This is a genomic window from Chitinimonas naiadis (assembly GCF_054780835.1).
Map to the genome: position 1 here is coordinate 1221692 of NZ_BAAGVO010000004.1, position 24834 is coordinate 1246525.

The following is a 24834-nucleotide window of genomic DNA, read 5'->3' on the forward strand; positions in this document are numbered from 1 at the left end:
GAATACATCTCAATATACCGTCTTTTCTGAGTACATTTGTCAGTGCACCATGCCCGGCACATTCAGCTCCTCTCCAAGGCCCTCGTCGTGCATCTTCTTCATCTTGATTCCAGCATCCTCGGTACCGCATCGGTCAGCCGTCAGTTGTCTTCCGCCATCGTTGCTCGGCAGGTTGCCTTGCATCCCGGCATCCAGGTCACTTATCGCGACCTCGCCGCCGATCCGGCCTTGCATCTCTCCGGTCCCCATCTCGCCGCGCTGCAAGGCGCAAGTCATGACAATGCGGTACTGGCGGCTGATCTGGCCAAAGGCGCGGCCTACCTGGAAGAATTGTTTGCCGCTGACATCCTGGTGATCGGTACGCCCATGTACAACCTGTCCATCCCAACGCCGCTCAAGGCCTGGATCGACAGAATCTCAATCGCAGGCAAGACCTTCCACTACACCGCCCAAGGTCCCGAAGGCCTGTTGAAAAACAAGCAAGCCTTCATTGCATCGTCGCGAGGGGGTGTTTATTCGCCCGGCAGCCCGGCGGCGGCGCTGGAACATCACGAGCGCTACCTGACCAGCCTGTTGGCATTTCTGGGGGTGACCGATACGACCGTCGTTCGGGCAGAGGGGGTTGCGTTCGGCCCCGAGGTAAAGGACGCCGCCATCACACAGGCGCTGCAGCGCGTTGCCGAACTGACCGCCTGACCACCCCCATCTTTTACAGCGAGACACACCATGACCTATTCCATCATTGGCGCAGGCAAGCTCGGCACCGCACTGGCACAGCAATTCGCACGCAAAGGCATCCCCGTCGCCATTGCCAATAGTCGGGGTCCCGAGAGCCTCACCGGGCTGGCCGCGACACTGGGCAGTACCGTTACGCCCCAGCCCCTGCAGGAGGCCCTGAAGGCCGATATCGTGATCCTTGCCATACCATTCCGGGCCCACGCAGAGCTCGCACGCGCCGTTCCTCACTGGAACAACCGTATCGTGATCGACGCGATGAACACCTATGGTGTCTCGCCCGAGGAGCTGGGTGGCGAGGCCTCCAGCGATGTGGTGGCCGCCAGCTTGAACGCCGCACGCGTGGTCAAGACATTCAACCAGCTACCTGCCGGCTTGCTGGCCAAAGACCCCGTCCAGGATGGTGGTCGCCGTGTGATGTTTGTATGGAGCCGGCATGAAGCAGCCAGCGCCACGGTCCGCGAGCTGGTGGACCAGCTGGGCTTTGCACCGATCACGCTGGGGAGTAGTACGGAAGCCGCCAGCATGCTGGAGCTGGGTGGCCCATTGATATTGCAGAACCTGATCAAGCAGGCGTAATCGATGCCACCAGGCACGGGAGCCAGGCGGCGCCACAATCAGGTTGCCGCTGCACTCCTCGCTAGTCCACCGCTTGCACCTGGGCGGGCTCGATAACGGCATCGGCACCGTAGACCTGGTAGCCATTCTTGCCGTTACGCTTGATCTGGTACATCGCGCGGTCGGCGTATTCCAGCAAGGTGGGGAGTGAATCGCCATGCAAGGGGCAGAGGCTGATCCCGATGCTGGCACCCAGCACATAGTCCCTGCCCGCCACCGGGATGGCGCGGGTCAGCTCATGCAGCAGCTTGCCGGCGATATCGCTGGCCTGTTCCTGGTGATCCAGCTGGGTGCAGATCACCACGAACTCATCGCCCCCTACGCGGGCGCAGATATCCGTGCTGCGCGTGGTTTTGCGCAGACGGTCCGCCACGATCCGCAAGACTTCATCGCCCACACCATGGCCTGCCTGATCGTTGATCGGCTTGAAGTTGTCAAGATCGATATAGAAGACCGCCAGCAACTGGTGCGGCCGGGTGGCCAGGATCAGCGCTTTCTCGAACAAGGCGCTCATGTAGCGCTGGTTGTTCAGCCCGGTCAGCGGGTCCTGGAAAGCCATGTCCAGCGCCTTAGCTTCCGCCGCCAGCAGCCGATGCTGAAAGCTCAGCAAGACCGCAGCCAGCAGCGAGAAATACTGTACCAGCGCCAGCACCGTACCCAGCAAAAAGCCGTTGACCAACCAGCTTGGCACCTTCTCGATGATGATAAAGGCCGACAACCAGTGCACCATCAGTAATCCGCTGGCCGCGGCGGTGACCAGCATCAATCGGGATGATGGCAGGGCATGACGCTGGCTGAGCACCACGCTCACCACATAGGCCAGCATGCCGGCGTTGAACAGCGCAAGGCCCAAGCCGCGCAGCCATGGTGCCAACTCGGCCAGCCAGGCGATCAGCAGCCAGGCCTCGACCGCCAGCGTCGCCACCCAGAAGCGCTTCAGCCCCACCGGCAGACTGAAAAAACGCACCAGCCCGCTCACGAGGCATAGCTTCTCAAGCACATTCAGGGCGGCGTAGGTGGTGATGATCAGCGGTGTGCCGTGCTGTGGCAGCAGGACCAAAAAAACCAGCCGGGACAAGAGTGCGAACAGCATGGCCAAGGCCCACCAACCGGCGCCCGGGTTGGTCCTGGGTATCCGGCTCATCCAGAGAAACAGGACGGCGAAGACAAAATAGGCGGTGGAACCTATCGCGTGGACGATCTCGTAAGGCATCTCGGGGCATCCCACCCCACAGGCCGCTGGCACGCTCCCGAACCAGCCCGGCTAAGGGGATACCTGTTTCATAGCCCACGCCGGCCGGTGCCGCGACCAGCGGCGCATCCCGAGTGGCTACCGAACCGGTGCTTGCAACACCGCTTGCTCAGCTCGCGAGGGGATCCAGATGCACCTGCACCCGCCAACCCCTCATGCTCAACCGCAGGCGGCGATGCTTTCTGAGATAGGCCAGACCCACGGCCGCGGCAGTGAGGCCCGCCAGCGTCCCGACCCCCATCGCCCACCGTGGGCCAAGGTGATCCGCCACCCAGCCGACCGCCGGGGCGCCAAGCGGGGTTCCGCCCAGAGCCACCGCCATCATGATGGCCACTACCCGGCCGCGCATGGCGGGATCGGTACTGATCTGCACCAGGCTGTTGGAAGAAACCATGAAAGTCTGCGCAAACAGGCCGATAGGCACCAGGGTGAGCGCGAACAGCCAGGTATTGGGCATCACTGCGGCGAACATGCAGCCCAGGCCGAACAATCCCGCCCCACCGAGGAGGATCGCCATCGTGGGCTTACCCCGCTTGGCCGCCAGTAGCGCGCCGCTGACAGAACCGATAGCCATGACGGACGACAGCACGCCGTACTCCCCCGCCCCGGCGTGGAAGGCCGTGACCGACATGGTCGAGATATAGATGGGGAAGTTCAGCCCGAAGGTGCTGACAATGAACAGCATGATCAGCGCGGCCTTCAGATCAGGCCGGCGCCAGACGTAGACAAAGCCCTCGACAATGCCGGCGCTCCCCTTCTTGCCACTCTCGTGGCGCGGGTGCAGCTCATGCAGCCGCAAGAGGCTCAGCGACCACAGCACGGCGGCAAAGGTCAGCGCATTGACCAGGAACACCCAGCCCGTCCCGATCGAGGCGATCAACAAGCCGGCCGTGGCCGGGCCGATCATGCGGGCGGCGTGGAAAGAGGTGGAATTGAGCGCCACGGCGTTGGGCAGATCCTCCTCCCCCACCAGTTCGGAGACGAAGGTCTGCCGGGCCGGAGCGTCGAAGGCGGTCACGCAGCCTAGCAACAGCGCGAACACATACACGTGCCAGAGTTGCACCAGGCCGGTCACAGTCAGCAGGCCCAACCCCAAGGCCAGCAGCCCCATGGCCGCCTGGGTGAAGTACAGCAGCTTGCGCCGGTCGAACCGGTCCGCCACGTAGCCGGTCAGCGGCAGCAGGAACAGCTGCGGGCCGAACTGCAGCGACATGACAATGCCGACGGCCGTGGCATTGCGCGGTGTGAGCTGGGCCAGTACCAGCCAGTCCTGCGCCGTGCGCTGCATCCAGGTCCCCACGTTGGAGACGAGCGCGCCAGTGGCCCAGGTCCGGTAGTTGAAACCTGCCAGCGAGCGGAACATGGGATTCATGCGGTCGGCTCCGTCGCGGTTGTCGTCAATGCTGAAAGGCGCTGGCTGGTCATGATGGCGGGCCTAGAGGTCGACCAGGCGCTTGAGCAGCCCGATGGCCGAGGCCAGTTCCGTCTGCTCCGCCGGGCTGAGCCTGGCCTGGATGGCCTGGTACAGCAGATCCTGTCGGGCCGCGCGGGTGGCGGCCATCTTCTCGCGGCAAAGCTCGGTGAGCGATAGCACCGTCTGCCGCCCGTCGTTCGGATCGGGCATGCCGCCGACCAGGCCGCTTGCCCGGAGCGCGGTGACCACCTCCCCCATCGATTGCGAACGCATGCCCTCGGCCTTGGCCAACTGGGTGACCGTGGCCGGGCCATCGGCCTCCAGCCGGAACAGCACCCGGGACTGCGCCCAGGTCAGGTCATCCGCCAGGTGAGCCTTCTCCCGCAGCCGACGAACCAGCGCCGTCATCGCCAGCCGCAATTCCGCCGCCAGCGCCTGGGTTGCCTCATTGGTAGATTCGTTCACGCTCATCACCACCCAATACGAAGGTTACCTACACAGGTTACCTTCGTATCAGGTTGGCAGCAAGCAAGGCATCATTCGCGCAGATGAACGTCATGGGATGACCCCGCCCCCGCTTAGGATGGAGACGCCAGGCGCCTTCCACCACCGCACGGTCCGGGCTCGCCGGCTCAACTCTCGTTATGCGCCACGCTGATACGACGACGGGTACGGGCTTCCACGTCGTAGATATTGAAGTCGTTCATCGTCCGGCCATAGAGATGCAGGCTGACAGCACGCGGCCGCTCCCGGGGAACGCCGGTGATATGGATATGGTCGGGGTTCGGAACAAAGCTCGTCACCGCGCCATGCCGCAACAGGATCGTGCCACCGCGGACCAGGTTGATGTCTTCATCTGCGCCACGGTCCGGCGACAAGCGCACGTAGCTGCGCTCCTCCAGCACGCCTTCGACCACGCCGACCACGCCCCAACTGCCGTGATCGTGCACCGGCGTCCATTGATCCGGCAGCCAGACAATGGCGTACAGCGAGAGGCTGCCATCCGGCGCGCTGTAGATCAGGTTCCGCGAGTAGGTCGCCTCGTTGCTGCGATAGTGCTGCGGCTCCAGAAAGGCACTTGCCTGGTCGACCAGATCCAGCATCAGTGGCGCCAGGACAATGACGCAATCGGCAGGATCGGACTGCTTGCAGCTTCGTGCGGCAGCTTCGTCGAGAAAATGCTTGAGGACGGGGGAAGTCATGGGTAGCCAGGGTCACCGACCGGCACGGAGAATGCCGGCAGCGCTTTCTCATGTTGAGGGGACGACGCCATCGCCCGCGCAAGCAGCATGGCGCTGACAATACGAACCATCTTACGTCATCGGTTTTAGGGTGATCAAACATCCTCTTCACCCGATGCGCAGACGTTGTACTTTACCCCCAGCGCCAGGCAGATATCGGTGCGACCAGCAAGCACGCGACATTTCCTGGCGGCCGCCTATACTCCCTACGCTGCCAAACAGCGCTGCCCGCACGGGACCGACATGAGCAGTACGCTAGGCGACCAGCCCCGGGTTGGATCAAAATACCCGTAATCAGCTAAGCGCCTTGCCCGGCCAGTCCCGGTAGCGTCTGACCATTTGCCCTAGCGGGACAACTTTTCAGCCGATGCGCCGTCTGAGCATGGGATCACTCCACGCCCAACGATGCCGACAACGATCCAAAACACGATCACCAGGAGAAACGAACATGGCTTTGCGTATTAACGACCTTGTCCCCAACTTCACCGCCGATACCGACCAGGGCAGCATCCAGTTCCATGACTGGATCGGTTCGGGCTGGGCCATCCTGTTCTCGCACCCCAAGGATTTCACCCCCGTCTGCACCACCGAGTTCGGTGCCGTCGCCCAACTGGCAGATGAGTGGGCCAAGCGTGGCACCAAGGTGATCGGCGTGTCGGTAGATGGCGTGGAAGCCCACCAGAAGTGGAAGGGTGATATTGAAAAGGTCGCAGGCGCCAAGGCCGGCTTCCCCATCATTGCCGACGAAGGCCTGGCCGTCTCCAAGGCCTTCGACATGCTGCCGGCCGAGGCCTATCTGCCGGACGGCCGTACCGCTGCCGATACCGCTACCGTTCGCTCGGTCTTCATCATCGGCCCGGACAAGAAGCTCAAACTGTCCATGACCTACCCGATGTCGGTCGGCCGTAACTTCGCCGAAGTCCTGCGCGCCCTGGATGCCCTGCAACTGACCTACAACGTACCGCTCGCCACGCCCGCCAACTGGACCACCGGCGAGGACGTCATCGTCGCCCTGGCCCTCAACGACGACCAGGCCCGTGAGAAGTACGGCAGCATCGACATCAAGCTGCCTTACCTGCGCACCACCAAGGCGCCGAAGTAAGCGTCGCATCCCCATCCCTGCGGGGATACCGCAAACAAAAAACCGGCTACGCGCCGGTTTTTTGTCTTTGTGGGGGTATTACGAAAAAAACTTACTTGTTCCAGCGTGCCGCTGCCGTCGCCACCCGCTCGCCCAGCGCCTCGGCCGTACGCTGGCTATTGGCAGCCGGTGCGACATCCGCACCCTGATCGGCATTGGATTGCGCCATGGCACCCAGGAAAGAACCCAGATGGTTCAGGTCTTCCGGCGAGCCCTTGCTGTTGTTGTTGCCCGGCATCAGGCCCAGGCCCACCCAGACCATATGATGTTGCATGGCAAAGATGGTCAGCTGGGTCAGGGTGGCCAGCTTGTCACCGCTTTGCGAGGCGGAATTGGTAAAGCCCGCAGCCAGCTTGTCGCGCCACTTGCCCCAGTGCTTGGAGGAAGCATCCATGAAGGTCTTGAACTGGGCCGACGCACTGCCCATATAGGTCGGCGCCCCAAAGATGATCGCCTGGGCAGTATCGTTCAGATAATCCCAATGCTGGTCGATCTGCTCGACCGGAATCAGCGTGACCTTGCTACCCGGGACCTTGTTCACACCGCGGGCAACAGCCTCGGCAACGACGGCGGTATGGCCGTAGCCACTGTGATAGACGATGGCGATTTCATTCATGTCAGGACTTCCTGTGTTTGATAAGTGTGCTCACTATATCCACAGTGGTATACTTTCGTAAGTAGTTACCTTTTTGTAAGTTAGTGACGGAGCCAGCTCATGCCCATGAACGACGAGGTCAAATGCCCGGTGCTGCGCATCATGCGCGTGCTGATGGGCAACTGGACCACCTACATCCTCTGGGTGCTGCAGACCCACGGCAGCCAACGCTTCGGCGCCCTGAACCGCGCCGTCCCCGGCATCTCCGCCAAGGTCCTGACCGAACGCCTACGCATGCTGGAAGAAGAAGGCCTGGTCAAACGCGACTACAAGCCCACCATCCCGCCGGAAGTCAGCTACACCCTGACCGAGCGCGGCCTGGAGCTGCAGGACGTGCTCAACGGCATGAATGCGCTGGGGAGGAAGTGGTATAGCGAGGATGCGGAATCGGCGCAGGAAGAGGTGGCGGTTTGATACGAAGGGCGTAGCACCGCACAGACTCCGGGATCACTGACCGGCGATGCCGGTGCTTGTTTACCGATTCAACAAGCCGTGCTGTTGGTGAGCGCTTAGGGTTGGTATTCTGCTGTTGAGGCGAGTGTTGCGTGGTGTCGCCGTTCGGTCCTGAGCGGCCGATTGACTGCCCGCCATAGAACAGACATTCGCACGTTCAGCCATGAGCAGGTTGGTTGAGCCGAATTTCAATTCTTATAAGACAAGTTTGGTCGTACCTGAAATGACAGCGTTCTCGAATATTATTTGGGACAATCCGGACATTTGGGGGATTGTTGTAGGCCGTGGTATTGCCACGGTTGAAGCGGCTACGATGGATTCTTGTGAGGAGTGGCTCAAAAACAATGGCTACTCCTTACTCAGCTTCAACTTCCTGAACGGTATCTCCCCAGTTATTGCCCGGCTTGGTGAGTACTTTTGTTGGCAAGAGCAGTTCGGTTACTCACTCGACCCCCAGTCAAGGAATTTGGCAGCACTACGAGATGGCTTCGAAATCGAAGCACCGAATGTTGTACTCGCCCTCCAACACTTCGAGCACGCATGGTCAGAGAATGAAGAGTGGTCTCGTGGATTTCTATCGATCGTATCCGATCATAGTCTTCGCCGCCTCGCTGTAGGTGAGCGCTTCTTTGCCATACTGCCGATTCAGAGTATTGAATCGGAACTCATTGGCCAAACTATTGATGACATATACGTTCCGTCTCCCTTTCGCTTTCGCTACAGAGCGACCTAGCTGCCGTCCGCTTGAGCGCAACTCGGGGGCAGGTCTTGCAATCCAACAAAGCTATGTGTGATTGCAAGACCTGGCACCGGCTCCCCCGAGCCGGGCAGCCGGGGTGAGACCGCAAAATTCAGGGTCAGGTTTTGTATTTTGCGATGCATACATATTCAAAATTAAAGGCCTGACCCTAATTTTCGCTTTGCGTCCCCTCCGCTGCTTCGTAGTTCCGACTGCCGTTACCTCCAACGTTATGCATAGAAACCAATGCGCGACCTCCGTAACCCAGACATTCGGGAATACTTGAGGAATAAAGAATGACACTTCTCAACAACGCAATCGCCGTCATGTTTCTGTCGTTCATCATCGGCGCCCTCGCGGATCTTGTGCTGCGCCGGATGCCGTTTTACGGATGGATGAGCGCGCGCTACTTGTTTGCGGATTCAAAGACGTATGAAAGTCTTGGGGTCGAGTGGTTTCGGAAGATTCTGCTAGCGACGCCGCTACGGATTTTCAATACCAACATCAAGCTGCCGAAGCATCGTGACCTGCAATTGCTGAAGGAGATTCGAAAGCACATTGCGACCGCGGAAGTGTCCCATTGGGTGGGCTTTGCTGTGATGATGGTACTGACGATCTACGCCTGGGGCGCATACGGACCGAAGACAGGTCTCAGCTTTGTTTTTTTCAATACTATCGGCAACCTCTATCCGTGCTTGCTCCAGCAATACAATAAGCGGCGCTTGTATCAGCTTATTGCCGCCATGGAGCGACGCAAACGTTAGTGTCCACTTCTCCATGTAGGTATCGTCGCTTTGGGTCGGCAGCCGTCCCCATATGGAGGATATAACCGGATGCCTGGTTACAGTACGCTTGGGGTCAGGTATTGCTTACTAAGCAGCCCTTGGGGCACTTGGCAGGTTGGGACAGGCTTCGGCCAGTAGCGGCCGCTCGATGTCGTCGCTGCAAACCGGTCACTCACATTTTTTATCAACGGCACATGAAGACCATAATGACATCGCTGATTCTTGAGTACAGTGCCCCACAGCGGGTCTATGTCGAAAACGAGTGGTACGACGGCCCGCGTGTTGGTGTGACAGACCTTAATGGCAAACCCCATAGGTTTTGGTCCCAGTACGACGAACAAGAAGATGAGTACATGGGAACATTTCTAGTGTGGCCCATCGAGGATTCGGAGCTTGCTCTTGAGCAAGAACAGTGGGAAATATTCGTTACCTGGAACGAGCAATACGAAGCCGGACTAGTCAGCAGTAAGACCCATCCGGGACATCTTGGCGTCAACAAACGATGGGACGAAATCGACTTACTTTTAGCAGCCTGTCGCGCAGCACCACCTCAAGGCGCTAAGCGAGCGAGAGCACAAGTGATTTACATCGAAGGCCAACAAAGATACGCGACATCCGGTCCCGCCTATCAAATGTCTTGGAGGCTGCTGTAAATACTTCCCCGCAGCTATCGGCCAAATCCGGATGCCAACGCTGCCATACCCGTTCACGCTCGCGGTCTCCCAGACCATGTCAAGGTGCTGGCTCAGCATGCCATCATGCCTGCGCGGGAGCTTACTGCCGGTGATCTGCGGGTCGTAGCGCGTCAGGCCCAATCTCAGAAGAGCATGGCTCCGTATTGGCGTAGTCCGAGCAACCAACTACCAAGGAAAAAGATTGAGAGAAGGCTGGCTCAGCGACGAGTATCTCGTCCTGTTTGATGAAGAAGAAGCAAGCCTAGCCACGGCGCAGTACCCATTAGGTGGCACGATGCCAGACGCCATGGTTATAGGCCTTCGTGGTTGGGATGATCTCTTGGTGCGGGACAGCACCGGGCACTTGTTCACCGTCCCATCGGTACCCTTGCTGGCGAATCACACCAAGCCTTTTACGCTGCCGCAATTTGCACAACTGGAGTGGGACGGCAGGTTCACCGATAGGGTTAAGTGGTATGTCACCCCACTGGCCTTTGGCGGCGACCCCAACGACCCGGCAAACCTGACTTGGGTCACGCATGAGCAGCATCGACTGTTAGTGGTATGGTGGAATCAGAAGTATCAAGAATTGGCAGGCGCCAACTAGCGGCATCACCGGCGTGAAACCGGTATAGCGCTCACCCCGCAAGGGCACAGCGCAGCCGCAGATCGTAGGTCAGCCCTGCAACAGCTAACGCCGCCAAGCGCAAACGGATTGGCAAAAACGGCATCGATGACCCTATATTTCAGCGGCAGGCACCCCGCTCCTGCCTCTCCTGGAGCAGCATGCGACGGGTAAGCCGCGCGCCAAGGCAGTACCAGTGCCGCCTGCCCCTACATCGCCCCGAGACACGACGTGACGTGGATACGCTGTATCGCCTACACCTTGCTCTGGCTGCCCATCGCCTTGCTCGCCTCACCGGCCCGGGCTGAACCGGCGTCACCCATACATTGGCTGGCCATCGACTTCCCCCCTTACGAGATACACAGCGGCCCGGATAGCGACCGTGGATTGATGGATCGCTATATGCAAACCGTGATCCAGCGCTTGCCACAGTTTCAGCACAGTATCGATGTAGTGGGCTTTCAACGCCGCGACGCCTTGATGAAAACAGCGCAGCCGTCCTGCACCGTCAGCCGGCTCAGCACCCCGGAACGTACACGCTACGCCGTGTTTGCCCAACGCCCCTTCATGTTCCTGCTGCCCCCTCGCCTGGTGGCAACACGCAAGATCGGCAACTCCTTGAAAAAGGAGCTGGACGGAGATGAAATCCCGCTGGTCGAGGTACTGAACCGTGGCCAATACACACTGGGCATCTACCCGGCCCGCCGTTTTGGCGAGGCCATCGACCAGCAGCTTGAAACACTACGGACCAGTCGCCCACAGATATTCAGAGATTTTCGGGAGACCGGTACCGCATCGATTCGGGACCTGCTGCATATCATGGTACGCGACCGCTTCGACCTGACCCTGGTCTATACCGTCGAGGCCGAATACTTGCGCCGCAACAACCCGGAGCTGCCCGCCCTGGACTACTTCCCGATCACGGGGGCCACCAAGCTATTGCCGCTGCACGTCTCCTGCAACAAGACCGATCTGGGCCTGGCCGTCATCCAGGCGGTGGACCAGTTCAATGCGCAAGACCCAGCCGCCTTGCAAGCACAACGCGACTTCGAAGCCCTGCTGACGCCGGAGGAAAAGCGGCGTTACGATGCCTTGTTGGCAAAAACAAGGTAGCGCATAAGGTGCCGCCTCGCAGAGCGGCTGTCGCACAGTGGGCGCCATGCCCCACCCTAGGTAGCAACGGTGCGGGAACAAGTACAACCCGATCTATAGTGATGCCGGAGTCCAGCCACCTGCCTGACCCGTACCGAGGCAGGGCAAACAAAAATGACCCCATCGGCCGCTACGATTTTTTCCCGGAGGAACAAGAAGATGAACCCCAAGGTTGATGCATTCCTGAGCAAGACCAAGCAGTGGCGCGAGGAGTTCGAGACGCTGAGAGCGATCCTGCTGGATTGCAAGCTGACCGAAGAACTGAAGTGGGGCGTGCCCTGCTACGTTGCCGAGGGCAGCAATATCGTCTTGATACATGGCTTCAAGGATTACTGCGCGGTACTGTTCTTCAAGGGCGCGCTATTGAAGGACCCGAAGGGCGTGCTCGTCATCCAGACCGAGAACGTGCAAGCAGCACGCCAGATACGGTTCACCAGCCTGCAGGAAGTCACCCAACAGGAAGCAACCTTGCGCTCTTATGTGCAAGAAGCCATTGCGGTAGAAAAGGCCGGCCTGAAGGTGCCATTCAAGCAGACCGCAGAGTTCGCGATTCCTGAAGAATTCCAGATCAAGCTGGACAGCACGCCCGCCTTGAAAACCGCGTTCGAGGCACTGACCCCTGGCCGGCAGCGTGCCTACCTGCTCCACTTCTCTACGGCCAAGCAATCCAAGACGCGAGCCTCACGGGTCGAGAAGGCCATACCGCTGATTCTTGATGGCAAAGGGTTGGATGACGAGTAGCGCGGGAGGATGAGCCGCACGACCGCGCCAACAATCCCGCTTAACGCAGCGCCTTCCCCCAGGGACGCATAAGCACTCGCCAAGCCGGGCACTGGCTGGGTAAACCGCCACACCGGTTACAAAGCAGCGTGACCCGCCAGCCAGACGGTCTCCGCGGCGTTTTGTCCCAAAGAATCGTTGGGGATATCGAGCCAAGTCTTGTACTTTGCATCCCGCCGCAAGGCAAAATACAAGCACTGACCCTGAATTCCGGAGCCCCCATGGCCAACCTCTACTTCCGCTATGCCGCCATGAACGCCGGCAAGAGCGGCATACTGCTGCTGGCGGCGCACAACTATGTCGAGCGGGGCATGGTGCCGCTGCTGTTCACCGCAGAGATCGATACGCGCGATGGCAGCGGCGTGATCACCACCCGGCTGGGCATCCAGCGCGAGGCCAACACCTTCAATACCAGCACCCGCTTCGACCTGGACCTGATCGTCCGGCTGGCGCCGGATGTCGCCTGTATTTTCATCGATGAGGCGCAGTTCCTGACCCGCGAACAGGTGCTGCAACTGCACACCCTGGTCCATGTGTACGGCATCCCCATCATCTGCTATGGCCTGCGGACCGACTTCCTGGGCGAGCCCTTCCCCGGCTCGACCTATCTCCTCGCCCTGGCCGACGAGATCGAGGAGCTCCCCACCATCTGCGGCTGCGGCGGCAAGGCCCGGCACAATATGCGCATCGACGAAAACGGCAAGCGGGTCACCGAGGGCAAGCAGATCGAGATCGGCGGCAACGACCGCTACCTGGCCGTCTGCCCCAAGTGCTGGCACTCGGGCGTGCAATCCAAGCGCCGGCCGGGCAAGGGATTGATTGCGGCGGAGCAGCGTTAATCATCACCAAGGTGGAGCCTGTGCCGCTTGGTATTTTTCGCGCCGATACGCAACAATACGGCGCAATGCCCTGCGGGGATTGCGCCCTACGGGCTGTCCGTATAAACACTGTTAGGCAACTTCAGTTATGTCAGCCCACTTAGACGAGCTAGCGTTTCAGTTCTTCAAGCTCTTCGCCCAATACGAATACGCGTTGAAAGCCATGGGCTACGGGCGGGCCGCTCAGAAGACGAGCGCAGCAGAAGCTGATTGGGATAGATTTGCAAACGAAGTTGGGACGGTCCTTCTTTCCGATCAGAACCAAGGCGTTATAGAAGCCAGGACCTATATCTTTGAACGCCCTCCAAAACGCCAAGTCTGGCTGGATGGCGCTGTTGAGTGGAGTGTTGTCGCTGATACCGAACGTTCCGCGCAGACCTTATTCGCTCACATTCGTCGTGTACGAAACAATCTCTATCACGGCGGTAAGTTCAACGGCCATTGGATCGATCCAGACCGTAGTGAGGAACTCATTTCTAAGTCGCTGCTATTACTACAGCGCCTTGTGAATACGAATGCACACATTAGGGAAGCAATTCGTGGCAACGCTGCCTAACCTTTCGGTCGACGTTACAGTCCAAAGCTGCCCTTTAATAAGCCCGTAGGGCGCAATCCCCGCAGGACATTGCGCCGTATGCCTCGCACAGCCTTGTATTGGGAGGTGTTTACGGACAGGATCGCGACAAAGGGCTTGAGAGATGACAATGAGCGTCCGCAAAGCTGAGACCAAAGACCTTGAAGGCATCCTCGCGCTCTATCGGGAGCTGAGGCCACATGATCCCGAACTTGCTCCCGCCATTGCAGCAGCGAGCTTCTCAAATCTGCTCAACCAAGGCTATGTGCATGTGCTTGTCTGCGAGGTAGATGCAGTGCTGGTCGCCACCTGTACGCTGGCCGTCATTCCCAATCTCGCGAGCGGCGCACGTCCCTATGGCGTCATCGAACACGTAGTCACGCTATCAGCCCATCGCGGCAAAGGCCATGCACGCGTTGTGCTGGAACACGCCCTCGCGCTAGCCTGGTCGCTGGGCTGCTACAAAGTCATGCTCCTGTCTGGCGCACAACGCGCTGAAGCACACAGGCTCTATGAGTCAGTTGGATTCAACGGGGATGTGGAGCGCGGATTCGTCGCCAAACCAAAGCGCGCGGTCTAACCTTTCGGTCAAGGTGATGGCCAACCCAAAAGCAAGCCAGGGCGTAATCCCCGCTGGGCATCGCGCCAGAGAAGCATTGGCCGAAAACAAGATCTGAGCCCGCATACCGTCTTGTATTTTGCATGCCGATACCACGCAAAATACAAGACCCAACCCCAAGCTCCACCACGATATTCACGTTTAGCAGCGTACCTTTGTGCAGCGGTGTCGGGTCTACTAACCTGAATGCAGCGGCCAACCGTCAATAACGGTTTTGACCACCCGGCCCTTCTTTATTGACTGGAGTACGTTCGTGAAAAAACTACCCCTAGTGCTCGCACTATTGCTGCTCCCGTCGTTTGCGCTGGCAGACGGTCTTGCCGATATCCTCAAGCGAGGAAAGATGACAGTCGGCGTGAATGTGGGCGTCGTCCCATTCGGGGTAAGGAATGCTAATGGCTCCATCTCGGGCTATGACGTGGATTTTGCGCTCGCCATTGCCAAGGAGCTGGGGGTGAAGGTCGAGGTCGTCAGCGTGGAGCCTTTTGAACGCGTCAAGCAACTCAAGCTCCACAAGGTGGATATGTTGATCGCCAACATGGGTAAGACACCGGAGGCAGAACGGGACATGGATTTCAGTACCGGCTACTTTGTGACCAGCCAGAAAGTCCTGGCCAAAAAGGGCCGCTACAAGCAGCTAGCCAGCCTGAAAAACGCCACCATTGGTGTCTCACGGGGGACCAGTTCGGAGACTGAAGTACGCAAGCAGCTCCATGCGGCCAACATCGTCCCCTTCGATAGTCTTCAGGAAGCCGCGACTTACCTGGCACAAGACAAACTGGATGCGATCAGCACCGGCGAAGTGCTGTTGCTGGGTATACAGAAGAAACTGCCCAACCCGGCCAAATACGAAATCACCGACATCGTACTGGCCACCACCGTATACGGGATCGGGGTGAACAAGGGAGAGAAGGCCCTCCTGAGCAAGGTGAACGCTACCCTGGGGCAGCTGGAAAAATCCGGTGAAGCGGCGCGAATCTACAACCGCTGGTTCGGGCCCAACACCGCCACGCCCTTGGTGCGGATGTTTACGATCCAATACTGAGGCGACCTGCTCTCTACCAGGCTAAGGCGCAATCCCCGCAGGGCATTGCGCCGTACGCCCTTACCCGGCCAGCTTACGCCAGCGCCATTTCCTCCTTGATCTCACTCACCTCATCCCGCGCCAACAGCTCTACAAAGCGCTTTTCCACCGCCGCCAGCCCCTGCAGCCGCAGCTTGTCGAGTTCATCCCACACCGCGTTCTTGTAGCGTCGTGCCGTGGAGGGCGAGGTATCGGCCAGGCGGGCTAGTTCGCGCTCGCTGCCCACGGTACGGCCCTGGCTGCGTTGCGGGGTGAGCCACATACGCACGGCGTAGCCGGACGCCTGCAGGCCAAAACGTGTCTCCACTTGGCTGGCCAGGGCAAGCACCGCGCTGTCGCGCATCGCAGGTTCATAAAGGCCGAACAGCACGCACTTCTGGCCGACAGGCAGGGTGGAAAGATAGGCCTGCACGCGGGCGGCCTGCGCATGTTTGTCGTGCTTGGAGAGGTAGTCCTGCGGCCGGCTGCCGGAGGATGCAACGCTCTGCTCATAACGGGAGATGCGGATGATGGGCGTGGCCAGGGTCTCGAAGGTCCAGGCCAGCAGATGTTCGGCGGATTTGAATTGCATGCAGATGCTCCTTGAGTGGTCGCGCCCGGTACTGCGCGGCATGGATATCGAATGAGTTGGCGACGGTGACGTAGACGGGATCAGGCGGCCGCGCGGGTGCGATAGCTGGCCCAGTCGCAGGCGATCACCTCGCCGTGTTCCAGCACCCGGTCCACCGCACGGGGGCCGATGTAGTCCTTGAGCTTGGCAACAGACTGGTTGGAGACCAGCACCGTGGGCTTGAGCGCGTTGTAGCGGCGGTTGACCACGGCAAAGATCAGCAGCAGATCGGTCTCGGTCGAGCGATGCACATCGGCTTCGTCGAGGATCAGCAGGTCGTAGCTGGCAAAGCGCTCGATCTCCGACGCCTCGCTCTTGTTCTCGGCCCCATAGGCAGCCTTGATCTCGGCCAACATGTCCTGGCTGGTGCAATAGCGCACCGAGCGGCCGTACTGGTGGATGATGTTGTTGGCCAGGGCACAGACCAGGTGCGTCTTGCCCGTCCCCAAGCCACCGGTGACGATCAGGCCGGCGCCCTGCTCCACCGCGCGGCCAAAGCCCGCCAGATAGCGGCGAAAGCGGGCGACCACTTCACGCTGGGCCGGCGTATGCGGCAAAAAGGTCTTGAAGCCGGCACCCACATAGCGAGCCGGGATATGGGAGACATCCATCAGGCAAGCCATACGGCGCGCCTGGGCCTGCAGCGCATCCTGCGCCCGGCTTTGCCGCATATGGCAATGGGGGCAGCGCGCGGGCTGTTCAGGCAGGGTATAGGCCTCGAACACACCGTGTTCACCACACTCCCCTTGCTGCAAGGCCAGGGTGCCGATCTGGCTCAGCAACTTAGAGAGCGCACGCATGCTCGGCCTCCAGCTCGTTGATCTGCGCCAGGGTCAGTGGGGTACTGCCGTACTGGCTGGCATCCTGGGCGTAGTCCGTCGGCGCCAGCACATGGCGCGGGTTGCTACCGCGCCGTGCCGGCTTGCCGGCATAGGCAGAGCCACCAAAACCGGGTGCACGGCGCAGCCAGCCGGAGAACTTGGCGTGCCAGTCCACCAGCCGCTCGTCACTGGCGGTGTAGTAGTCACGGAACAAGTCCAGTTGCGCGGCCAGATCCAGCCCCAGGTTGTTGGCCAGTACCTGATGGGCAGGGGTGACGGCAAAGTCGGCCGGCAAGGGTGTGCCTGCCGCCGCGCTGCCCGCACGTACGACGAGAGAGGAGTTAGTTGTTTGTGACTGTGATTGTGTGTGCACAGGTAACTGCACTTGCAGTGCACTTGAAGTTACTTCCGGCAATGCAGGATCGGCAGCGACCACCTTGCCATGCCGCTTATGCGCCGCCGTGCTGCGCTTCTTGCTGATCTCGCTGTTCTTGCGCAGCTCTGCCTCGACTCGCTCATGCACCAGGCCACGTTCGGTCAGGGTGAAGAACTGCGCCACGACGGTATTCACCGCCGCCTGCTCATCGGCCAGCACCGCCCTGCAGATACGATGCAATTGCACCGGCTCGACCGGCAAGGGGCTGCCCGTCAGGTAGTAGTGGTCCAGCAGGCGACGGAAAGCGCCGTCTTCCAGCATGGAGAGCTGGGCCGTATCGCGGGCATAGTCCGCCACGAAAAAGGGATACCAGATCAGCTTCATTGCATGTCCCCGGCTAAACGCAAGCGTAGCGGGGCCCTGCCGGCCGCGTGGGTCAGCATCATCATGGATTCGTTCCTGTCAGTAAGGCCCGGAGCCGGGCCTGCATTCAAACCTGCCTTACTGCTTGCTCAGCAGGGCACATCGGGGCAATGAGATGGTCCGGTCAGCGCATCAATCGTTGCGATGCTGCGCCCAGTAGTAGAGCCGGCTGGCGAGAATCTGCGGGCACAGCCACAACTCCCGGCCGAGGGCCCGCCAGGTGGGCAATACCCGCTGCTGCCGACGAGCAACCGGCCGGGCAAGGGCATACATCGCACAACCAAAACGCTGGCTGCTAACCGTGTCGGGCGAGGCATCCGTCGCCACGGCGGTGGTGGTGTGTTCGAGGGCGGCAGATTCGAGCTTGATGTGTTCCATATCGATATTCCTTATGTGTTGAAAACTGCTTTGAGGGTGCTTCCAGAAGCCACTGCTTCACGAGTAACGCCGCATCGCGACGAAAATGTGGCTTCTGGAAATGCCCTTGGGAAGAACTGCACAACGACCGTGTTAAATTGGTACGACGACCCACAGCCACCTCAGGAAGCGCCATGAGCAGCCCAGACCAGACAGACCCAAACGCGGCCAACTTTGGCGCTTATGCCGCCTTGCAGGACGCCCTGCGCGCCCTGATCTCGACCCACCCCAACAAGGCACGGCTCGCACAGGCCATGCAGCATGAGCACGAGCACACCACGGCCTTCCTGTTGGGCGCCGCCATGCGGGAACAGGCGCTGACAACGTATGAAGAGACCTGGCAGGCCCTGACGGAGCCGCTGGGGAATTCCTGAAAGCACAACGCCCTTGGGATGGCGTAGCCAGGACGGTAGAAAAGGTCCTGTCCTGCCGCCCCGCCCGGGAACGGGCGGGGCGGTTGCGTGGCACGCTGCTCATATCGCCTCCGCTTCCGGCAGCAGGTCGTCGTAGCTGACCTGTCCCTCGGTTGCATCACGTATGGCACGCGCCATCAGTAGTGAAGGTATCTTGTGGCCCCCTGCTATCTGGGAGAGGTAGGCCGCTTCCGTGCCGGCTGCCCTGGCCAGCTTGAGTCGATTTCCAGGCTTTAGCTTGAAGTAATCCTTTAGCTTCATGCGACAAAGTTTAGCTACTTGGTAAACGATAAACAATAGCTTTCTGCACATTTGATGCAAAAAAATGCTTTCGCTATTAGCTAAACTTTGCTTAAATGCGCGGCATGGACTCCAAACAGATACGCCGCCACAACCTGCGCCAGCTCATCAGCGAAGCCGGGGGCCAAGCCGCCCTCGCCCGCCGTGCCGAGACCGCGCCGGCCTATATCAGTCAGATCATCAGCCCGAAGACCAACAAGGAGATTGGCGATTCACTCGCCCGTCGGCTGGAACAGGCTTTTGGTAAACACCGCGGCTGGATGGATACCCCGCACTTCAGCGAGGTGGTCGCCAAGGATCTGGCGCCGCGTATCCAGCGCCGGCTCGATGCGCTGGGCCTGCGCCTGCCACAGCAGGAGCCGCCGCTTGATCGCTTCAACCCGCGCTGGTTGCTCGATTACGTGATGCTGGACGAAGAAGCCCTGCAGGAGTTCGTGCAGATTGCCCAGGCACTGGGCCGCACGCCGGAGTGGCTATTGTTTGGTAGCGGGCCCGATGCCGATCCCGCCGGAGACGAGAATCCCGATAGTGCGGCCCAGGCGGCCAAGCTACTGGGCAAGCTCAGCCGCCTTGACCCCGCCCCCACGACCGGCCCGGACGCCATGGGCGAACCCCTCGGCCCGCGCGACTTCGGCAACATCCGCAGCGAGCCCCGGCCCATCAAGGCGTTCGACGACAACGACCCGCTGACCAGCGATGAGATACAGGTACAACGTTTGACATTGAAACTCAGTGCCGGCTCCGGCCGCCTGCAATGGGAGATCGACGCCAAAGGCTCCCCCAACCGCTACCGCCGCGCCTGGTGCGAGCGCATGGGCTTCGACCCAGCCAAGCTCGTCTCGGTCCAGGCCGAGGGCGAAAGCATGTCCCCCGCCATCACCGACAGCGCCTCCGTCACGCTCAACACCAACGACACCCGCATCCGCAACGGCAAGATCTACGCGATCGACTACCAGGGCGAGTTCTACATCAAGCGCCTGATGATGGAACCCGACGGTGCCGTCCGCGTCACCAGCGACAACCCCGATAAGACCCGCTACCCGGACTGGACGGTCACGCCGGAGCATGGCGACGTGCTGCGAGTACTGGGGCGGGCGGTGCAGGTGCAGAATGATTTGTAGAGATCAGCCGCGATAGCATGAACGGGCGTAGGTTGGGTTGAGTACAGCGAAGCCCAACGCCCAAGGTTGATCGAGACACCTGTTGGGCTTCGCTACGCTGAGCGGGATTGTTGACGCCGCCGGCGCCTTACCATCCCGGCCTACCCCTTGCGGGTGCTCCCAGCCTACCCGCACCCCTGGAGCCAAGTAGCTTGCTACCCCTTTGCGGCCCCTTCCCTTCGGAGGCCCCGGCAGAAACGATAGCCACGTTCCATCGTCGATTTCGTTCGCTCTTCCCTACATGGCGTATTTGTTTCAGAAAACATAAAAAAACGCTCTCTCAATCTGCAGGCAAAAATACCTTATTTTTACCGCTGCCTTTTCATGACCGCATGTTAGTGTTTTCATCGCAAAGTGGAGGAATACCCATAAATCATATGGGACTTTTCTTATTTAGATTAAAAGAACGGACAATAGATGAAGAAGCTAGCAGCAGTACTCCCCGTGATCCTTTTATTCGGTTGCGCCAACCCCGTTCGGGATGGCATCAATAACCTTCGTACCTCGGTGCGAAATGGTTTCCAGGAAATGAAGGTCGAAGTCAGCCCCGCCGTATCGAGTGTCGCCACCCTTGAGGAAGTAAAGCTGGAAGCCAGTCTTGACGATCGGTTCGACCTGAATGGCTACGTGACCTACGGCAAATCCTGCAAGATGTTCCTGACCATGGGTGTGCGGTTCTACAGCGCCGATGGCTCCTCCCTGGGTAACAGCACGGCCATGTCCAAGGCCTACCAGGCGAAAGAGCGGGCTAAATTCAAGGCTTCATTCAAGCAAATCGCCAAGGATAGAAAAGAGTTGATCAGCAAGGTGGTGGTTGACGATTTGAAGTGCATTTAAATCGCAGTTGATCAGAATGAAAAAGACGGGGATCAATCATGATTGATTCCCGTCTTTGCATTTCTATCACCGCATGTTTTCAGCTAGCCGGATCACCCCGCAAGATGTACTGGCGCCCATCGCTGAGCGCGACACGGATGGCCAGTTGTCCACGTTCATTGACGGAGACGGGGTTCAGGGCAAAATCAACGACCGTGCCATCAAATAAGGTGTCGCCAAGACCGATAAGCCGATGTCTGAGTGGGTCCGGCCCAGCATAGATACCAAGCGCCCCGCCGATGGGGGTCCCGTAGAAAGCAACGAGCCCCGCGTTGTTGATCAGCACCCCACGGTAGCTTTCGAACCCGGCTGCGGCATCCAGCAGGCAAGTCGTGCTGCCTGCGGTCGAGGTAAATATCCCGGGCTCACCGGAGCTACGCGTGGCGACGAACGCGACGGTGCCCTGGTCGTTCACGATAGGAAAGCGTGCGATCTCGGCAAAGGCGTCACCCGTCATCACCACGGTCGTACACCGCCCTTCCTCGTACAAGAAGACACCCTGTCGGCCATCCTGCATGTCCGCCCGGAACACGACCTGGCCGTGGTTATTGACCACCGGCAAGCCTTCAAAACCACGATAGGACTCACCCACTGCCGCAACCGTGATGGACTCGGTCCCGTGTCGGAGATGAATACCCGCCCGGCCATCCTGCAAGGTGCCGCGGAACGCCACGTCATCCTGCTCGTTCATGGTCGGGCCCAAGGGGCCAATGCCGGCGAACTGCTCGCGTACGCCGGTCACGCTCAGCTGGCCGTTGGCGTACAGCAGCAAGGCGTCCTCGTCATTCCTCAACACACCATAGATGGTCAGGGTGCCAGCCCGGTTGATATCCGGGTGGCTGGAGAATCGCAATACCGGGCAGTTGGCCGTCGTCGTTACGGCAACATCGGTGATCGCCCTGCCATCGCTGGTAAATACCCCGCTGTGCCCGTCCGGCAAGGTCGCCTGGAAGGCAACGACGCCATCGTCGCTGATGGAGGCCACATAGGGCGCGAAGTCGACAAATCGGCCATCATTCGCGGCGATGATCGTCAAAGTGTAAGGCCTGAAGCGCACTGTCATTCCAATCGGGCAACAAGGGTTCAGGACGAATTGAACCATACTTCAGGTATGCCGGATGTGCACCAGAAAGCGAGCTTCTGATCCAGGCACAGACGTTAACGACGCGCGTTGGGTTCGCTTCCCTCAACCCAAACCACCTGGTCTCAGGCTACGGCAGCGGCCTCACCAGAGGCGACCTTGCGCAGCGCATCTCCGGTAAGTCGATAGCGTACCCATTCGCTCTGCGCGCTGGCACCGAGCGATTCGTAGAAGCGGATCGCCGGTTCATTCCAGTCCAGCACACTCCACTCAAAGCGGCCGCAATCTGCCTCCACCGCAATCTGCGCCAGATCCTGCAGCATGCGCTTGCCCGCGCCAGACCCTCGAAAATCCGGCGAGACATAGAGGTCTTCCAGGTAGAGGCCCTTCTTTCCCTGCCAGGTGGAGAACGAAAAGAAGTAGATCGAGAACCCGGCGGCCTGGCCGTCCACTTCGCAGATCCGTGCGTGGACATGCGGCGCATCACCAAACAACTGCTGCGTGATCGACTCCACGGTCGAAACGACTTCGTGCTCGGCCTTTTCATAGATAGCCAGCTCGCGGATAAAGTGCAGGATCACTGCCGCATCGCTGGGGCGTGCCGGTCGAATGACGAGGTTCATGGGTGGTTCCTTGCTGCGGTTTTCGGTGATGATGGCCAACATCGTACGTAGGGATGGCCAATGCTGGAAGGACATGACGTAGTCGAGACGTTTTTTCGGGTACTGCTACCTGCATTTGATGCCAATCAAGGTGCCCGCTCTTTTTGCAGAGCGATGAGGGACAACTGGCCATGTACCTCGCGTACCAAAGCTGCCACCAAGTAGGCGCAGATAGATGCACATGGCCGCCCCTACGACGGGATTTAAAGGCCTCCGTCTGCTGTCTGCACTACATCGCTGGCGCCGTGGCAGGCCGCTCCAGCCGCAAGCCCAGCACCAGCGGCACCATGAGTGCATAGATCAGGACGACGGTCAGCCAGATCGCTCCCGGCCATTGCGACTGGAACACGAAGTACAGGCTTGAGAACACCAGCGGACAGACGATGGAAGCGAGGCTAACGGCCGAGGCCAGCACGCCCTGGAACTGGCCCTGCTCGCGCTCGTCAACCTGCCGGGTTGCCAACGACTGCAAGGCCGGCGCGCCAATGCCGCCAAGGGCGAAGATCGGCATGATCGCGAAGATCATCCAGCCCTGGGTTGCGAAGGCCATGACCAGCAGAGCAAGGCAGGCGCCGGTAATGCCCACCAGGATGGTCGCCCGCTCACCCAGCAGTTTCACTGCCGGGCCAGGCAGGAAGGCCTGGGCCAGGGTCTGGCAGACACCGAAGGTACCGAGAGAAAGCCCGATCCAGAGCCCGTTCCACTGGAAGGTATCGCTCCCCCACAGCGCCCAGCACGTACCGTAGACCTCGCCGGTGGCGCTGAAGATGAAGAAGATGAGGGTAACGGGCAGCAGGCGCTTCATCGAGAACACCCAGCGCAGCGGCCGCAGCGGGTTCAGCGCGGCCAGGTCGATCTTCTCCCGCGTCGGCGTGCGCGACTCGGGCAGCATGAAGAACGCCAGCAGGAGATTCACACCATTCAGCACCGCTGCCGCAATGAAGGGCAGCCGCAGCCAGTAGTCACCCAACGCGCCGCCGAGCACGGGGCCGATGATGAAGCCAATACCGAACATGGCATTAAACAGGCCAAAACGGCGGGCACGTTGATCTTCGGGCGTGATGTCGGTGATATAGGCGGTCGCTACCGAGATATTGGCACTGGTCAGGCCCGCAATGGCGCGACCGAGCAGCAACATCCAGAGACTGGGCGCAAAGGCCAGGATCAGATAGTTGATGGCTGCGCCGGCGAGCGAGACCAGCAGCACCGGCCGCCGGCCGATACGGTCGCTCAGCGAACCGAGCACCGGTGCGAAAATGAACTGCATGATCGCGTACAGCGCGGTCATGATGCCGATATAGGGCGCCACATTGCCAGCGTGGGTTACATCCTGCAGCAGCGTAGGCAGAATCGGAAAGATGAGACCGATACCCGCAGCGTCAAGGACAATGGCGGTGAAGATAGCGATGAGCGGCCGGTTCATGACAAGCACGGCCTCTCGCTCACACGATCAACTTGTGTTTTCATATACTTAATCAAAATATGTACTCAGTACACAAATTAAGTGATCAAGGACTCCCTGTCAATGCCGTCTGACCGTCAATCCCGCAAGCGCCTCGCAACCCGTCAGACCATTTCCGACGCCGCCACGCGCCTTTTCCTTGAGCGCGGCTTCGATCAGGTCACGGTCGACGAAATCGCAGCCGCTGCCGATGTCGGACGGATGACGGTGTTCAATCACTTCCCGCGCAAGGAAGATATGTTTTTTGATCGCGACGAAGCCGGCCGCGAGCTGCTACGCGAAGTGCTACGGCAGCGCGCACCCGGCGTCACCCCGATCGAAGCCTTGCGCCTGCTCGCGCAGCGGCTGGTGGCAGAGCGGGGCCCCTATGTCAGCTTCACCCCCGGCGGCCAACGCTTTATCGAGACCATAGAAAGCAGCGAGACCCTCAAGGCGCGGGCCAGGGCGATCGGTGACGAGATCGTGCAGGTGGTCGCGGCGGCACTGGCCGAAGGCGCAGGACGGGAACCGGCCGACCCCGATGCCCACCTGGCCGCCCGCCTGCTCGTCGCCACCTGGGCGGTGGCCCTCACCCAGGCACACAAAACCTTCAGGCAGGGGCAGGATGTCGAAGCGGCGAAAGCGGTCTTTCTCGCACTGGTGGATAAGGGCAGCAAGGGGTTGAATGCGGCGATGGCGGGGACGCCTTATGCTTGAGCAAGCAAGGCCAGCGTAATGAATCCTGATCAGTAATTCGTCTGATGGTTTGATCAAATATCCATGCGCGAAATACACCGCACCGCCATACCCACACCGCATGCGGAAATCGCTACCT

General features: G+C 60.0%; 31 protein-coding genes. 18 read left to right on the forward strand and 13 right to left on the reverse strand.

Annotated features, from left to right (window positions below; all coding sequences use genetic code 11):
* Positions 1 to 87: 87 nt before the first annotated feature.
* Positions 88 to 696: an FMN-dependent NADH-azoreductase gene (locus ACYVHK_RS11955; RefSeq protein ID WP_460531873.1), complete on the forward strand. Its 609-nt coding sequence runs from the start codon at positions 88 to 90 to the stop codon at positions 694 to 696.
* A 30-nt stretch (positions 697 to 726) separates the two neighbouring features.
* Positions 727 to 1314, forward strand: coding sequence for an NADPH-dependent F420 reductase (locus ACYVHK_RS11960; RefSeq protein ID WP_460531876.1), 588 nt, complete (start codon positions 727 to 729; stop codon positions 1312 to 1314).
* A gap of 61 nt (positions 1315 to 1375) precedes the next feature.
* Here the strand turns inward: ACYVHK_RS11960 and ACYVHK_RS11965 are convergent, their stop codons facing one another.
* The 4 genes from ACYVHK_RS11965 to ACYVHK_RS11980 form a co-directional block, all read right to left on the reverse strand.
* Positions 1376 to 2566: a diguanylate cyclase domain-containing protein gene (locus ACYVHK_RS11965; RefSeq protein ID WP_460531879.1), complete on the reverse strand. Its 1191-nt coding sequence runs from the start codon at positions 2564 to 2566 to the stop codon at positions 1376 to 1378.
* 148 nt (positions 2567 to 2714) lie between these two features.
* On the reverse strand, positions 2715 to 3977 hold the full coding sequence (locus ACYVHK_RS11970; RefSeq protein ID WP_460531882.1) for an MFS transporter: 1263 nt from the start codon (positions 3975 to 3977) through the stop codon (positions 2715 to 2717).
* A 63-nt stretch (positions 3978 to 4040) separates the two neighbouring features.
* Complete coding sequence (locus tag ACYVHK_RS11975) at positions 4041 to 4484, reverse strand: MarR family winged helix-turn-helix transcriptional regulator (protein ID WP_460531885.1); 444 nt, start codon at positions 4482 to 4484, stop codon at positions 4041 to 4043.
* A 167-nt stretch (positions 4485 to 4651) separates the two neighbouring features.
* Positions 4652 to 5221, reverse strand: a complete 570-nt coding sequence (locus ACYVHK_RS11980) for a cysteine dioxygenase family protein (RefSeq protein ID WP_460531888.1) — start codon at positions 5219 to 5221, stop codon at positions 4652 to 4654.
* A 487-nt stretch (positions 5222 to 5708) separates the two neighbouring features.
* Between ACYVHK_RS11980 and ACYVHK_RS11985 the strand changes: the two genes are divergently transcribed.
* Positions 5709 to 6362, forward strand: coding sequence for a peroxiredoxin (locus ACYVHK_RS11985; protein WP_460531891.1), 654 nt, complete (start codon positions 5709 to 5711; stop codon positions 6360 to 6362).
* 91 nt (positions 6363 to 6453) lie between these two features.
* Here the strand turns inward: ACYVHK_RS11985 and ACYVHK_RS11990 are convergent, their stop codons facing one another.
* Positions 6454 to 7017: a flavodoxin family protein gene (locus ACYVHK_RS11990; protein ID WP_460531893.1), complete on the reverse strand. Its 564-nt coding sequence runs from the start codon at positions 7015 to 7017 to the stop codon at positions 6454 to 6456.
* 99 nt (positions 7018 to 7116) lie between these two features.
* Here ACYVHK_RS11990 and ACYVHK_RS11995 point away from each other — a divergent pair, with 99 nt between their 5' ends.
* The 11 genes from ACYVHK_RS11995 to ACYVHK_RS12045 all read left to right on the forward strand — a co-directional run bounded on the left by ACYVHK_RS11995 (position 7117) and on the right by ACYVHK_RS12045 (position 15380).
* Positions 7117 to 7470 (forward strand): winged helix-turn-helix transcriptional regulator, encoded by a 354-nt coding sequence (locus ACYVHK_RS11995; protein ID WP_460531896.1) that lies wholly within the window; start codon positions 7117 to 7119, stop codon positions 7468 to 7470.
* A 202-nt stretch (positions 7471 to 7672) separates the two neighbouring features.
* Positions 7673 to 8242, forward strand: coding sequence for a hypothetical protein (locus ACYVHK_RS12000; RefSeq protein ID WP_460531899.1), 570 nt, complete (start codon positions 7673 to 7675; stop codon positions 8240 to 8242).
* A 302-nt stretch (positions 8243 to 8544) separates the two neighbouring features.
* A complete protein-coding gene (locus ACYVHK_RS12005) occupies positions 8545 to 9012 on the forward strand; it encodes a glycosyl-4,4'-diaponeurosporenoate acyltransferase CrtO family protein (RefSeq protein WP_460531901.1) in 468 nt (155 codons plus the stop codon).
* 227 nt (positions 9013 to 9239) lie between these two features.
* Positions 9240 to 9686: a hypothetical protein gene (locus ACYVHK_RS12010; RefSeq protein ID WP_460531903.1), complete on the forward strand. Its 447-nt coding sequence runs from the start codon at positions 9240 to 9242 to the stop codon at positions 9684 to 9686.
* 223 nt (positions 9687 to 9909) lie between these two features.
* Positions 9910 to 10314: a hypothetical protein gene (locus ACYVHK_RS12015; RefSeq protein ID WP_460531906.1), complete on the forward strand. Its 405-nt coding sequence runs from the start codon at positions 9910 to 9912 to the stop codon at positions 10312 to 10314.
* A 249-nt stretch (positions 10315 to 10563) separates the two neighbouring features.
* Positions 10564 to 11445 carry a TIGR02285 family protein gene (locus ACYVHK_RS12020; RefSeq protein WP_460531909.1) on the forward strand — a complete coding sequence of 294 codons (882 nt, stop codon included), beginning with the start codon at positions 10564 to 10566 and terminating at the stop codon, positions 11443 to 11445.
* Between the two features lie 198 nt (positions 11446 to 11643).
* Positions 11644 to 12225, forward strand: a complete 582-nt coding sequence (locus ACYVHK_RS12025) for a YdeI/OmpD-associated family protein (protein ID WP_460531912.1) — start codon at positions 11644 to 11646, stop codon at positions 12223 to 12225.
* A gap of 260 nt (positions 12226 to 12485) precedes the next feature.
* The gene (locus ACYVHK_RS12030) at positions 12486 to 13103 is read left to right on the forward strand and encodes a thymidine kinase (RefSeq protein ID WP_460531915.1); all 618 of its coding nucleotides are present in this window, start codon (positions 12486 to 12488) and stop codon (positions 13101 to 13103) included.
* Positions 13104 to 13230: 127 nt separating this feature from the next.
* Entirely contained in the window at positions 13231 to 13698 is a 468-nt protein-coding gene (locus ACYVHK_RS12035; protein WP_460531918.1) for a hypothetical protein, read from the forward strand.
* 148 nt (positions 13699 to 13846) lie between these two features.
* Entirely contained in the window at positions 13847 to 14296 is a 450-nt protein-coding gene (locus ACYVHK_RS12040) for a GNAT family N-acetyltransferase (RefSeq protein WP_460531921.1), read from the forward strand.
* 292 nt (positions 14297 to 14588) lie between these two features.
* Positions 14589 to 15380, forward strand: coding sequence for a type 2 periplasmic-binding domain-containing protein (locus ACYVHK_RS12045; RefSeq protein ID WP_460531924.1), 792 nt, complete (start codon positions 14589 to 14591; stop codon positions 15378 to 15380).
* A 73-nt stretch (positions 15381 to 15453) separates the two neighbouring features.
* On the opposite strand, the gene ACYVHK_RS12050 is transcribed toward ACYVHK_RS12045, so the two are convergent.
* The 4 genes from ACYVHK_RS12050 to ACYVHK_RS12065 all read right to left on the reverse strand — a co-directional run bounded on the left by ACYVHK_RS12050 (position 15454) and on the right by ACYVHK_RS12065 (position 18027).
* Positions 15454 to 15990: a hypothetical protein gene (locus ACYVHK_RS12050; protein WP_460531927.1), complete on the reverse strand. Its 537-nt coding sequence runs from the start codon at positions 15988 to 15990 to the stop codon at positions 15454 to 15456.
* Positions 15991 to 16070: 80 nt separating this feature from the next.
* Entirely contained in the window at positions 16071 to 16829 is a 759-nt protein-coding gene (locus tag ACYVHK_RS12055) for an ATP-binding protein (RefSeq protein WP_460531930.1), read from the reverse strand.
* Positions 16813 to 17610 (reverse strand): YdaU family protein, encoded by a 798-nt coding sequence (locus tag ACYVHK_RS12060; protein ID WP_460531933.1) that lies wholly within the window; start codon positions 17608 to 17610, stop codon positions 16813 to 16815. The genes ACYVHK_RS12055 and ACYVHK_RS12060 overlap by 17 nt, the downstream gene beginning before the upstream one ends.
* 171 nt (positions 17611 to 17781) lie before the next feature.
* Complete coding sequence (locus ACYVHK_RS12065) at positions 17782 to 18027, reverse strand: hypothetical protein (RefSeq protein ID WP_460531936.1); 246 nt, start codon at positions 18025 to 18027, stop codon at positions 17782 to 17784.
* 173 nt (positions 18028 to 18200) lie between these two features.
* Between ACYVHK_RS12065 and ACYVHK_RS12070 the strand changes: the two genes are divergently transcribed.
* Entirely contained in the window at positions 18201 to 18440 is a 240-nt protein-coding gene (locus tag ACYVHK_RS12070; RefSeq protein ID WP_460531939.1) for a hypothetical protein, read from the forward strand.
* Positions 18441 to 18539: 99 nt separating this feature from the next.
* Here ACYVHK_RS12070 and ACYVHK_RS12075 read toward each other — a convergent pair whose 3' ends face one another.
* Positions 18540 to 18740, reverse strand: a complete 201-nt coding sequence (locus ACYVHK_RS12075) for a hypothetical protein (protein ID WP_460531942.1) — start codon at positions 18738 to 18740, stop codon at positions 18540 to 18542.
* A 104-nt stretch (positions 18741 to 18844) separates the two neighbouring features.
* On the opposite strand from ACYVHK_RS12075, the gene ACYVHK_RS12080 reads away from it, so the two are divergent.
* Both ACYVHK_RS12080 and ACYVHK_RS12085 read left to right on the forward strand, forming a co-directional pair.
* Positions 18845 to 19900, forward strand: a complete 1056-nt coding sequence (locus tag ACYVHK_RS12080) for a S24 family peptidase (protein WP_460531945.1) — start codon at positions 18845 to 18847, stop codon at positions 19898 to 19900.
* 456 nt (positions 19901 to 20356) lie between these two features.
* Entirely contained in the window at positions 20357 to 20776 is a 420-nt protein-coding gene (locus ACYVHK_RS12085; RefSeq protein WP_460531948.1) for a hypothetical protein, read from the forward strand.
* A gap of 79 nt (positions 20777 to 20855) precedes the next feature.
* Here the strand turns inward: ACYVHK_RS12085 and ACYVHK_RS12090 are convergent, their stop codons facing one another.
* The 3 genes from ACYVHK_RS12090 to ACYVHK_RS12100 form a co-directional block, all read right to left on the reverse strand.
* A complete protein-coding gene (locus ACYVHK_RS12090) occupies positions 20856 to 21851 on the reverse strand; it encodes a choice-of-anchor tandem repeat NxxGxxAF-containing protein (protein ID WP_460531951.1) in 996 nt (331 codons plus the stop codon).
* 170 nt (positions 21852 to 22021) lie between these two features.
* Positions 22022 to 22519 (reverse strand): GNAT family N-acetyltransferase, encoded by a 498-nt coding sequence (locus tag ACYVHK_RS12095; protein WP_460531954.1) that lies wholly within the window; start codon positions 22517 to 22519, stop codon positions 22022 to 22024.
* A 268-nt stretch (positions 22520 to 22787) separates the two neighbouring features.
* A complete protein-coding gene (locus ACYVHK_RS12100; protein ID WP_460531957.1) occupies positions 22788 to 23981 on the reverse strand; it encodes a TCR/Tet family MFS transporter in 1194 nt (397 codons plus the stop codon).
* Positions 23982 to 24083: 102 nt separating this feature from the next.
* Here ACYVHK_RS12100 and ACYVHK_RS12105 point away from each other — a divergent pair, with 102 nt between their 5' ends.
* Positions 24084 to 24716: a TetR/AcrR family transcriptional regulator gene (locus ACYVHK_RS12105; RefSeq protein ID WP_460531960.1), complete on the forward strand. Its 633-nt coding sequence runs from the start codon at positions 24084 to 24086 to the stop codon at positions 24714 to 24716.
* The last annotated feature ends 118 nt before the right edge of the window (positions 24717 to 24834 follow it).